Annotated in this window: 1 protein-coding gene; it reads left to right on the top strand. The window is 65.0% G+C overall.

Going from position 1 to position 12,918, the window contains the following annotated elements; genetic code table 11:
• The first annotated feature begins 1 nt into the window (after nt 1).
• Nucleotides 2-12,886, top strand: a complete 12,885-nt coding sequence (locus AB7933_RS23895; protein ID WP_024076666.1) for a non-ribosomal peptide synthetase — start codon at nt 2-4, stop codon at nt 12,884-12,886.
• The last annotated feature ends 32 nt before the right edge of the window (nt 12,887-12,918 follow it).

Below are 12,918 nucleotides of genomic sequence, written 5' to 3'. Positions count from 1 at the left end.
GATGGACGCCTTCGAACTTCCCCGCACCCTGGTCCAGTCCCTTCAACAGCGTGCCGAGCAGACCCCGGACCAAGTGGCCCTGCGCTTTCTCGCCGAGTCCGCCGAACAGAGCATCGTGCTCAGTTACCGCGACCTGGACCTGCGCGCCCGCACCATCGCCGCCGCCCTCCAGGCCAACGCAGCGTTGGGCGAGCGTGCGGTGCTGCTGTTCCCCAGCGGCCCGGACTATGTCGCGGCGTTCTTCGGATGCCTGTACGCCGGCATCATTGCAGTGCCGGCCTACCCGCCGGAGTCCACCCGCCGGCATCACCAGGCGCGCCTGCTGTCGATCATCGCCGACGCCGAGCCACGCCTGCTGCTGACCATCGCCAGCCTCGGCGATGGCTTGGCGCAGCTCGAAAACGCGCCGCCGGTGTTGAGTGTCGACACCCTGGACGCACAAATCGCGGACAGCTGGCGCGCCCCCGACCTGCAACCCGACGACATTGCCTTCCTGCAATACACCTCTGGCTCCACCGCGTTGCCGAAGGGCGTACAAGTCAGCCACGGCAATCTGGTTGCCAATGAAGTGCTGATCCGCCGAGGCTTCGGCATCGACGTGAACCCGGACGATGTGATCGTCAGCTGGCTGCCGCTGTACCACGACATGGGCCTGATCGGCGGCCTGCTGCAACCGGTTTTCAGCGGCGTGCCCTGCGTACTGATGTCGCCGGCGTACTTCCTCGGCCGGCCGCTGCGTTGGCTGGAAGCGATCAGCGAATACGGCGGTACCATCAGCGGCGGCCCGGATTTCGCCTACCGTTTATGCAGTGAGCGGGTCAGTGAGTCGGCGTTGGCGCGTCTCGACCTGAGCCAGTGGCGCGTGGCCTATTCCGGCTCCGAGCCGATCCGCCTCGACACCCTGGAACGCTTCGCCGAGAAATTCGCCCGTTGCGGTTTCACCGCGAACAGCTTCTTCGCCTCCTACGGCCTGGCCGAAGCGACCCTGTTTGTCGCCGGTGGCCGCCGTGGCCAGGGCATCCCCGCGCTGCGTGTCGACGAACAGGCGTTGGCCGCTAACCGCGCCGAACCAGGGCAGGGCAGTGCGATCATGAGTTGCGGCACGAGCCAGCCGGACCATGGGGTGCTGATCGTCGACCCGCACACCTTGAGCGAACTGGCTGACAACGGCGTCGGCGAAATCTGGGCCAGCGGGCCGAGCATCGCCCATGGCTACTGGCGCAACCCCGAAGCCAGCGCCAAGACCTTCGTACAGCACGCCGGCCGCACCTGGCTGCGCACCGGTGACCTGGGCTTTATCCGCGAGGGCGAGCTGTACATCACCGGCCGCCTGAAAGACCTGCTGATCGTGCGCGGGCACAACCTGTATCCCCAGGACATCGAGCAGACCATCGAGCGCGAAGTGGAAGTGGTGCGCAAGGGTCGCGTTGCGGCGTTCGCGGTGAATGATCAGGGCCAGGAAGGTATTGGCATTGCGGCGGAAATCAGCCGCAGCGTGCAGAAGATCTTGCCGCCTGAAGCGCTGATCAAAGCCATCCGCCAGGCCGTGGCCGAGGCCTACCAAGAGGCGCCGTGCGTGGTGCTGCTGCTCAACCCCGGTGCCTTGCCCAAGACCTCCAGCGGCAAGCTGCAACGCGCGGCCTGCGCGGTGCGTCATGCCGATGGCAGCCTCGATAGCTATGCGCAGTTCCCCGACCTGCATGCGCCGGCGCCTAATGCGGCGCAGGGGTCGGAGCTGCAAAGCCGGATCGCGGCGATCTGGTGCGAACAGTTGCACGTGGCGAGCGTGGCGGCCGACGATCACTTCTTCCTGCTCGGCGGCAACTCCATCACCGCCACCCAGGTGGTCGCGCGCCTGCGCGAAGACCTCGGCCTGGAGCTGAACCTGCGCATGCTGTTCGAAGCCCCGACCCTGGAAGGCTTTGCCGCGCATATCGCGCAATTGCAACAGGACGGTGGCGTTGCCCAAGGCGCGATCCACACCCTATCGCGCGACGAAGACCTGCCCCAATCCCTGGCCCAGAATCGCTTGTGGATCACCTGGCAACTGGATCCCCTGAGCAGCGCCTACACCATCCCCGGCGCCCTGCGTTTGCGTGGCGAGCTGGATGAAGACGCGGTACGTGCCAGCTTCCAGCACTTGATCCAGCGCCACGAAGCCCTGCGCACACGTTTCTATGAGCGCGATGGCCAAGCCTTCCAGCGTGTGGACGCCAACAGCGATTTCGATCTGCACGTCATCGACCTCAGCCACCTGCCCGCCGCCGAACGTGACGCCCGCGCGCAACAGATCCGCGAGGACGAAGCGCGTACCCAGTTCGACCTGGAAAACGGCCCGCTGCTGCGGGTGACCCTGGTACGCCTGGAGGATGAAGATCATCAACTGCTGGTGACGCTGCACCACATCATTGCTGACGGCTGGTCGCTGAATCTGCTCATCGACGAGTTCTCGCGACTGTATGCCGCCGCTGCCCAGGGCCAAACCCTGGCGTTGCCACCCCTGGCTTTGCAGTACGCCGACTACGCAAGCTGGCAACGCCAATGGCTGGCCGAAGGCGAAGGCCAGCGCCAACTGGCGTACTGGAAAGCGCAACTGGGGGAGGAGCATCCGGCCTTGAGCCTGGCCACCGACCACCCGCGCTCGGCGCAGCAGCGCCACACTGCTTCACGCCACAGCGTGCGCCTGGGCGCCAGCCTCAGCGAAGCGATTCGCCAGACTGCCCAGTCCCATGAGTCCACGCCATTCATGCTGTTGCTGGCGGCGTTCCAGACCTTGCTCTATCGCTACAGTGGCCAGCGCGATATCCGCATTGGCGTGCCCAACGCCAACCGCCCACGCCAGGAAACCCAGGGCCTGGTCGGTTTCTTTATCAACACGCTGGTGCTGCGCGCCGAACTGGACGGGCGTTTGCCGTTCAACCAGCTATTGGCCGCGACACGCCAGGCCGCCTTGGGCGCCCAGGCGCATCAGGACTTGCCCTTCGAACAACTGCTGGAGGCGTTCCCGCAGGCCCGCGAACAGGGTTTGTTCCAAGTGATGTTCAACCACCAGCAACGCGACCTGAGTGCCTTGCGCCGCCTGCCGGGCATGCTTGCCGACGAGCTGCCGTGGCACAGCCGCGAAGCCAAGTTCGACCTGCAACTGCACACTGAAGAAGACCGCAATGGGCGCCTGGGCCTGTCGTTCGACTACGCCGATGAACTGTTCGAGCCTGCGACGATCCAGCGCCTGGCCGAACACTTCATCCACCTGCTGCACGCGATCTGCGAGCATCCGCAACGTGCCCTCGGCGACCTCAAGCTGATGCAGCAGGACGAACAGCAAGCGTGGAGCCAGGCGCCGTGTGCCCCCGCTCAACAATGGCTGCCCGAACTGCTCAACCCATCTGTCTCTGATAGCACCGCGCTGGTCTGGCAGGACGGCAGCCTGACGTTCGCCCAACTGCATACCCAGGCCAACCGCCTGGCCCATTACCTGCGCGACAAAGGCGTTGGCCCGGACGTGTGCGTGGCCATCGCTGCCGAGCGGTCGCCGCAGTTGCTGATCGGCCTGCTGGCGATCATCAAGGCCGGCGGTGCCTATGTGCCGCTGGACCCGGACTACCCCGCCGAGCGCCTGGCCTACATGCTCCGGGACAGCCGCGCGCACCTGCTGCTGACCCAGACCGCCTTGCTCGAACACCTGCCGACGGCCGACGGCGTGTGCGTGATCGCCATGGACAGCCTGCACCTCGACAGTTGGCCGACCCAGCCCCCTGGCCTGCACCTGGAGGGTGACAACCTCGCCTACGTGATCTACACCTCCGGCTCCACCGGCCAGCCCAAGGGCGTGGGCAACACCCATGCGGCCCTGGCCGAACGCTTGCAATGGATGCAAGCCACCTATCAGCTCAACCACACGGATGTGCTGATGCAAAAGGCGCCGATCAGTTTCGACGTGTCGGTGTGGGAATGCTTCTGGCCGCTGATCACCGGCTGCCGCCTGGTGCTGGCTGGCCCTGGCGAGCATCGTGATCCGCACCGTATCGCGCAGTTGGTCCAAGAACACGGCGTGACCACGCTGCACTTCGTGCCGCCGCTGTTGCAGCTGTTTATCGATGAACCCTTGGTGGCCGAATGCACCAGCCTGCGCCGCCTGTTCTCCGGTGGTGAAGCCTTGCCCGCCGAGCTGCGCAACCGCGTATTGGCGCAGTTGCCGGCGGTGCAATTGCACAATCGTTATGGCCCGACCGAGACCGCGATCAACGTGACGCACTGGCACTGCCGCGTGGAGGATGGCGAGCGCTCGCCGATTGGCCGCCCGCTGGGCAATGTGATCTGTCGCGTGCTGGATGAGCAGCTCAACCCCGTGCCCGTTGGCGTGCCGGGTGAGCTGTGCATCGGTGGCATTGGCCTGGCGCGGGGTTACCTCGGTCGTCCTGGGTTGACCGCTGAGCGCTTTGTCGCCGACCACCAAGGTGCGCGCCTGTACCGCACCGGTGACCGCGCCCGGTGGAGCGCCGACGGTGTGCTTGAGTACCTCGGCCGTCTCGACCAACAGGTCAAGCTCCGCGGTTTCCGTGTGGAGCCGGAAGAAATCGAAGCGCGCCTGCTCGCCCTGGACGGCATCGCCCAGGCCGTCGTGCTGGTGCGTGACGCACAGTTGATCGGCTACTACACCGCCCATGCCGAGCTGGACGAACAGCAGGTCAAAACTGCCCTGGCCGCCGAGCTGCCGGAGTACATGGTGCCCGCCCTGCTGATGCGTCTGGACGCCATGCCTCTGAGCCCGAGCGGCAAGCTCGACCGCCGCGCTTTGCCGGAGCCGGTGTGGCAAACCCGTGAGCACGTCGAGCCTGAAACGCCGCTGCAACAGCAGATCGCCGCGATCTGGCGCGAGGTCCTTGGCCTGCCGAAGATCGGCCTGCACGATGACTTCTTCGCCCTGGGCGGCCACTCGCTGCTGGCCACGCAAATCATCTCCCGTACCCGCCAGGCCTGTGACGTCGAGCTGCCGTTGCGCACGTTGTTCGAAGCCAGCGAGTTGGGCGCTTTTGCTGAACAGGTCGGGCTGATCCAGGCGTCGGGGCAACGCAACCAACAAACCACCATCGCCAAGGTCGACCGCAGCGAACCGGTGCCGTTGTCCTACTCCCAGCAGCGTATGTGGTTCCTCTGGCAGATGGAGCCGGACAGCCCGGCCTACAACGTCGGCGGCATGGCGCGCCTGCGCGGGGTGCTGGATGTGGGGCGTTTCGAGGCGGCGTTGCAAGCCTTGATCATGCGCCATGAAACCTTGCGCACCACCTTCCCGAGTGTCGATGGCGTGGCCTATCAGAAGGTCGCGCCGCAGTCCGGCGTGCGCATGGGCTGGCAGGATATCTCGGCGCTCTGCGAAACCGAGCGCCAGCAACGCTTGCAGCAGCTGGCCGACCATGAAGCCCACTCACCGTTCAACCTGGAAACCGGCCCGCTGCTGCGCGCGTGTCTGGTCAAGGCCGGTGAGCAGGAGCACTACCTGGTGCTGACCCTGCACCATATCGTCACCGAAGGCTGGGCCATGGACATCTTTGCCCGTGAACTCAGCGCGTTGTACGAAGCCTTTATCGACGAGCGCGACTCGCCGCTGGCGCCGTTGCCCGTGCAATACCTCGACTACAGCGTGTGGCAACGCCAATGGCTGGAAGCCGGCGAACGCCAACGCCAGCTGGATTACTGGACCGCGCAACTGGGTCATGAGCACCCGCTGCTGGAACTGCCCGGCGACCGCCCACGGCCACCGGTACAAAGCCATCGTGGCGAGCTGTACCGCTTCGAATTGAGCGATGACCTGGCGGCCCGCGTGCGCGCCTTCAACGCCGAACGCGGCCTGACCCTGTTCATGACCATGACCGCCACCCTGGCCGTGTTGCTCTACCGCTACAGCGGCCAGACCGACTTGCGCATCGGCGCCCCCGTGGCCAACCGGATTCGCCCGGAAAGCGAAGGGCTGATTGGTGCGTTCCTCAATACCCAGGTGCTGCGTTGCCAGCTCAATGGGCAGATGACTGTGGGTGAGTTGTTCGAACAGGTGCGTCACACCGTGATCGAGGGCCAGTCCCATCAGGACCTGCCGTTCGACCATCTGGTCGAAGCCTTGCAACCGCCGCGCAGTGCGGCGTACAACCCGTTGTTCCAGGTGATGTGCAACGTGCAGCGTTGGGAGTTCCAGCAGAGCCGCCAACTGGCCGGCATGACGGTCGAGTACCTGGCCAACGATGCGCGCGCGACCAAGTTCGACCTCAACCTGGAAGTCACCGACCTTGACCATCGCCTGGGGTGCTGCCTGACCTACAGCACCGACTTGTTCGATGAGCCGCGCATTGCGCGGATGGCCGAGCATTGGCGCAATCTGTTGCAAGCGCTGATCGCCAGCCCCGAGCAGCGTCTGAGCGAATTGCCGTTGCTCAGCGCCACGGAACAGCGCGCGTTGCAGGACAGCCTGGGCGTCGAAGCGGGCGAGCACCGCCTTGATCAGTGCATTCACACGCTGTTCAGCCAACAGGCAAAAGCCCGTGGCGATGCGCCCGCGCTGACCTTCGCCGGCGTTACCCTCAGCTACCGCGAGCTGGACGCCCGCGCCAACCGCCTGGCCTGGATGCTGCGCGAGCGTGGTGTCGGCCCGCAGGTACGCGTCGGCCTGGCGTTGCCGCGCTCCCTGGAAATGGTCATCGGCCTGTTGGCGATCCTCAAGGCGGGCGGTGCCTATGTGCCGCTCGACCCGGAATACCCGCTGGACCGCCTGCACTACATGATCGAAGACAGCGGCATTGGCCTGCTGCTCAGCGATGCGGCCATGTTCGAAGCCCTGGGTGAACTGCCGGCGACCGTGGCCTGCTGGTGCCTGGAAGATGACCTTCCGGTGCTGGAGAATTACCCGGCCGATGAACTGCCCTTTATCAGCCTGGCGCAGCACCAGGCCTACCTGATCTACACCTCCGGTTCCACCGGCAAGCCCAAGGGCGTGGTGGTGTCGCACGGCGAAATCGCCATGCACTGCCGGGCCGTGATCGAGCGCTTCGGCATGCGCCCGGACGACTGCGAACTGCACTTCTATTCGATCAACTTCGACGCCGCTACAGAACGTTTGCTGGTGCCGTTGCTCTGCGGTGCGCGGGTGGTATTACGCGCCCAGGGCCAGTGGGATGCAGAAGAGATCTGCGCGCTGATCCGTACCCATCGCATCAATATCCTCGGCTTTACGCCGAGTTATGGCAGCCAGTTGGCGCAGTGGCTGGCCACCCAGCAGCAGACGTTGCCGGTGCGCATGTGCATCACCGGTGGCGAGGCGTTGACCGGCGAACACTTGCAGCGCATCCGCGCAGCGTTCCAGCCGCAGGTGTTCTTCAACGCCTATGGGCCGACCGAAACCGTGGTGATGCCGCTGGCCAGCCTCGCGCCCGAGCAGTTGGAGGAGGGCGCCGGCAGCGTACCGATCGGCAGCATCATCGGGGACCGCGTGGCGTACATTCTCGACGCCGACCTGGCCTTGGTGCCGCAAGGTGCGACGGGTGAACTGTATGTCGGCGGCGCCGGCCTGGCCCAGGGGTATCACCAGCGTCCGGGCATGACCGCCGAACGCTTCGTGGCCGATCCCTTCGCGCGTGACGGCGGGCGTCTTTATCGCACCGGCGACCTGGTGCGCCAACGCGCCGATGGTCTGGTGGAGTACCTGGGGCGGATCGACCATCAAGTGAAGATTCGTGGCTTCCGTATCGAGTTGGGCGAGATCGAAACCCGCCTGCTGGAGTACCACGCCGTACGCGAGGCCGTGGTGCTGGCGCTGGATTCGCCCAGCGGCAAACAGCTGGTGGCCTACCTGGTCAGCGATGCCGAGCACGGCGCATTACGCGATGCGCTCAAGGCGCATCTCAAGGCGCAACTGCCGGACTACATGGTGCCCGCGCACCTGATCGTGCTGGACAGCATGCCGTTGACCGCCAACGGCAAGCTCGACCGGCGTGCCTTGCCGCAACCGGACCCGGAAGCCAACCGCCAACAGTACGTGGCCCCGCGCAACCCGTTGGAAAGCACCCTGGCCGCGATCTGGTGCGCCGTGTTGAACGTGCCGCAAGTCGGCCTGGACGATAACTTCTTTGAACTGGGCGGCGACTCGATCCTGTCGATCCAGGTGGTCAGCCGTGCGCGGCAGGCGGGGATTCACTTCAGCCCCCGCGACCTGTTCCAGCACCAGACCGTGCAAACCCTGGCGGCGGTTGCCACGCTCGTCGAGCAAGTGACGGCCGAGCAGGGCGTGCTCACCGGCAGCTCGGGCCTGACGCCCATCCAGCAGTGGTTCTTCGATACCCCGATTCCCGAACGTCAGCATTGGAACCAGGCGCTTGTCCTCAAGCCCCTGCAACTGCTCGAGCCCCATCGCCTGGAGCAAGCGCTGTTGGCGGTGCTGGAACACCACGACGCGCTGCGCCTGAGCTTCAGCCAGCGCGACGCGCAATGGCACGCCGAGCACTTGGCCGTGCCCCAGGGCGGCGTGCTGATGCAGGCGCACGTGCACGATATGGCGCAGTGCACCGCGCTGTTCACCGAGACCCAGCGCAGCCTCGACCTGGCGCACGGCCCGCTGTTGCGCGCCTTGCTGGTGGATGGCCCGCAAGGGCAACAGCGCCTGCTGATCGCTATCCATCACCTGGTGGTCGATGGCGTGTCGTGGCGGGTGCTGCTGGAGGATCTGCAAAACGTCTATCGCCAACTGAGCGAAGGCCAGTCCGTCAGCCTGCCGGCCAAGACCAGCGCCCTGCGTGACTGGGCTGCGCGCTTGCAGGCTTATGCCCACAGTGAATCCCTGCGCGAGGAATTGACGGTATGGCAGGCTCAATTGGCCGGCCCGGCCGTGGCATTGCCGGTGACGCGTCCTCTAGGCGCGCTGCGTAATCGGGATGCGGATACCGTCAGCGTGCGCCTGGATGCCGAACACACCCGCCAGTTGCTGCAACAGGCCCCCAGCGCCTACCGCACCCAGGTCAATGACCTGCTGTTGACCGTGCTGGCCCGTGTGGTGTGCCGCTGGAGTGGGCATGATTCGGCGCTGATCCAGCTGGAAGGCCATGGTCGTGAAACCCTGTTCGATGATATCGACCTGACCCGTAGCGTCGGCTGGTTCACCAGTGCTTATCCGCTGCGCCTGACCCCACTGGCGGAGCAGGGCGCTTCGATCAAGGCGATCAAGGAGCAACTGCGCGGCATCCCCCACAAGGGCCTCGGCTATGGCGTGCTGCGTTACCTGGCGGACGACCTGTGCAAGCAGACCCTGGCCGGGCTGCCCAGCGCCGGCATCACCTTCAACTACCTCGGTCAATTCGACCAGAGCTTTGGCGCCGATGCGCTGTTCCACCCGCTGGACGAGTCTGCCGGCCTGGCCCATGACCCGGATGCACCGTTGCCCAACGAACTGAGCATCGACAGCCAGGTGTACGGCGGTGAGCTGGTGCTGCGCTGGACCTTCAGCCGCGAACGCTTCGATCGGCAGACTCTCCAGGCTCTGGCCGATGCCTACCTGGCCGAACTGCGCAGCCTGATTGCGCACTGCCTCAGGGACGATGTTGGCGGTTTCACGCCGTCGGACTTCCCCCTGGCGCACTTGAGTCAGGCGCAACTGGACAGCTTGCCGGTACCCGCCAGCGTCATCGAAGACGTCTACCCGCTGACGCCAATGCAGGAGGGTTTGCTGCTGCACACCCTGCTGGAACCGGGCACGGGTCTCTACTATATGCAGGACCGCTACCGCATCGACAGCGCCCTGGACCCTGAGCGTTTCGCCCAGGCCTGGCAGGCGGTGATCGCCCGGCATGAAGCCTTGCGTGCCTCGTTCTGTTGGAACGTTGGCGAAGACATGCTGCAAGTGATCCATCAGCCGGGCAGTACGCCGATTGAGTACCTGGATTGGAGTGCTGATCCAGAAAGCGAGCAGGAGCCGCGTCTGCAAGCGCTGCTCAAGAAGGAGCGCGAAGCCGGTTTCGATCTGCTCAACCAGGCGCCGTTCCACCTGCGCCTGATCCGCGTCGGCGCCGAGCGCTACTGGTTCATGATGAGCAACCACCACATCCTCATCGATGCGTGGTGCCGCTCGTTGTTGATGAATGACTTCTTCGAGATCTACATGGCCCTGGGCGAAGGGCGCGAGGCACAACTGGCCACGCCGCCGCGTTATCGCGACTACATTGCCTGGCTGCAACGCCAGAACCTGAGCGAAGCACGCCAGTGGTGGCAGCAGAACCTGCAAGGCTTCGAGCGCACCACGCCGATCCCGAGCGACCGGCCATTCCTGCGTGAACATGCCGGCCATAGCGGTGGCATGGTGGTGGGCGACTGCTACACCCGTCTCGAGGCCCGCGACGGTGCGCAACTGCGCGAGTTGGCGCAGGCCCATCAACTCACCGTCAACACCTTCGCCCAGGCTGCATGGGCGTTGGTGCTGCGCCGCTTGAGCGGCGATCGTGACGTGCTGTTCGGCGTCACCGTGGCTGGGCGCCCGGTGGACATGCCCGAGATGCAGCGCACCGTCGGCCTGTTCATCAACAGCATCGCCCTGCGGGTAAAACTGCCCGAGGACGACCAGCGTTGCAGCGTGCGCCAGTGGTTGAGCGGCTTGCTCGACAGCAATATGCAACTGCGCGAGTACGAATACCTGCCGCTGGTGACGATCCAGGAACACAGCGAGTTGCCCAAGGGCCAGCCGCTGTTCGACAGCCTGTTCGTGTTTGAAAATGCCCCGGTGGAAGTCTCGGTACTGGATCGCGCACAAAGCCTGAATGCCACCTCGGACTCCGGCCGCACCCACACCAACTTCCCGCTGACGGCCGTGTGCTATCCGGGTGATGACCTGGGGTTGCACCTGTCTTACGACCAGCGTTACTTCGACGAAACCACCGTGCAAGGCATGCTCGGCGAGTTCAAGCGTTTGCTGCTGGCATTGATGCACGGGTTCCATGGCGACATGGCCGACCTGCCGCTGATGGGCGAGCAGGAACGTGCGTTCCTGTTGCACGGCTGCAACCAGAGCGCGCACGCCTACCCGCTGGAGCGCAGTTATGTCGAACTGTTCGAAGCGCAGGTCGCCGCCCATCCACAGCGCATTGCCGCCAGTTGCCTGGACCGACAGTGGACCTATGACGAATTGAACCGTCGCAGTAACGGGCTCGGTCACGCGCTGATCGCGGCGGGTGTCGGCCTGGACCAACCGGTGGCGTTGCTGGCCGAGCGTAGCCTTGACTTGCTGGGCATGATCATCGGCAGCTTCAAGGCCGGTGCCGGTTACCTGCCGCTGGACCCCGGCCTGCCGAGCCAGCGTTTGCGCAGCATCATCGACCTGAGCCGTACGCCGTTGCTGGTGTGCACCGAGGCGTGCCGCGAGCAGGCCATTGCGTTGCTGGACGGTTTTGACTGTCAGTTGCTGGTATGGGAGGAAGTGCCGTCCCGGGGTGCCAACCCTGGTGTCTACAGCGCACCGGACAACCTCGCCTACGTGATCTACACCTCGGGCTCCACCGGTTTGCCCAAAGGGGTGATGGTCGAGCAGCGCGGCATGCTCAATAACCAGTTGAGCAAAGTGCCTTACCTGCAACTGAGCGAGACGGATGTGATCGCCCAGACGGCCTCGCAAAGCTTCGATATTTCCGTGTGGCAATTCCTTGCCGCGCCGCTGTTCGGGGCGCGGGTGGATATTGTGCCGAACACCATCGCCCACGATCCCCAAGGCTTGCTGGCGCATGTTCAGACTCAAGGCATCACGGTGCTGGAAAGCGTGCCGTCGCTGATCCAGGGCATGCTGGCCGAGGAGCGCATCAGCCTCGATGGCCTGCGCTGGATGCTGCCCACCGGCGAGGCCATGCCGCCGGAGCTGGCGCACCAGTGGTTGCTGCGTTACCCGCAGATCGGCCTGGTGAACGCCTATGGCCCGGCAGAATGCTCGGACGACGTGGCGTTCTTCCGCGTCGACCTGGCCTCGACCCGTGGCACTTACCTGCCGATTGGGACGCCGACCGACAACAACCGCTTGTACCTGCTGGACGGTGCGTTGGAACTGGTGCCCCAAGGCGCGGTAGGCGAGTTGTGCGTAGCCGGTACCGGCGTGGGGCGTGGCTATGTCGGCGACCCGTTGCGCACCGCCCCAGTGTTTGTGCCGAACCCGTTCGGCGCGGCGGGCGAGCGTTTGTACCGCACCGGCGACCTGGCACGCCGTCGCAGCGATGGTGTGCTGGAGTACGTCGGGCGTATCGACCACCAAGTGAAGATTCGCGGTTACCGCATCGAGCTGGGGGAAATCGAAGCACGCCTGCACGAACAATCGGACGTGCGCGACGCGGCCGTCGGCGTGCAGGAGGGGGACAACGGCAAACACCTCGTCGGCTACCTGGTGGCCGCCGATGAAACCCTGAACCCAGGCGAACGCCTGGACCGCATCAAGCAACGCCTGCGCGCCGAACTGCCGGAGTACATGGTGCCGCTGCATTGGCTATGGCTGGACCGCCTGCCGCTCAACGCCAACGGCAAGCTCGACCGCAAGGCCCTGCCCACCCTGGAGATCGGCCAATTGCACAGCCAGGACTACCTGGCGCCGCGCAACGCACTTGAAGCCACCTTGACCGCGATCTGGGCCGAGGTGCTGAAAGTCGAAAGGGTAGGGGTACAGGACAACTTCTTTGAACTGGGCGGGCATTCGTTGCTGGCCACGCAGATTGCCTCGCGGGTGCAGAAAACCCTGCAACGGGATGTGCCGCTGCGGGCGATGTTCGAGTGCAGCACGGTGGCGACGTTGGCCGAGTACATCGATGGGCTGGCGGCGAATGAGATCAGCGCGCAGAAGGTGGATCGCTTGAGTGATTTGATGGCGGAGCTGGAAGGCTTGTAATTTTCGCAGCCTGCGCGGGCCTCATCGAGAGC

Origin of the sequence: Pseudomonas gorinensis (assembly GCF_042015035.1) — a bacterium.
Lineage (GTDB): Bacteria > Pseudomonadota > Gammaproteobacteria > Pseudomonadales > Pseudomonadaceae > Aquipseudomonas > Aquipseudomonas gorinensis.
Note: the sequence above shows the minus strand (reverse complement) of the source record. Positions and strands in the feature narration are given on the sequence as shown.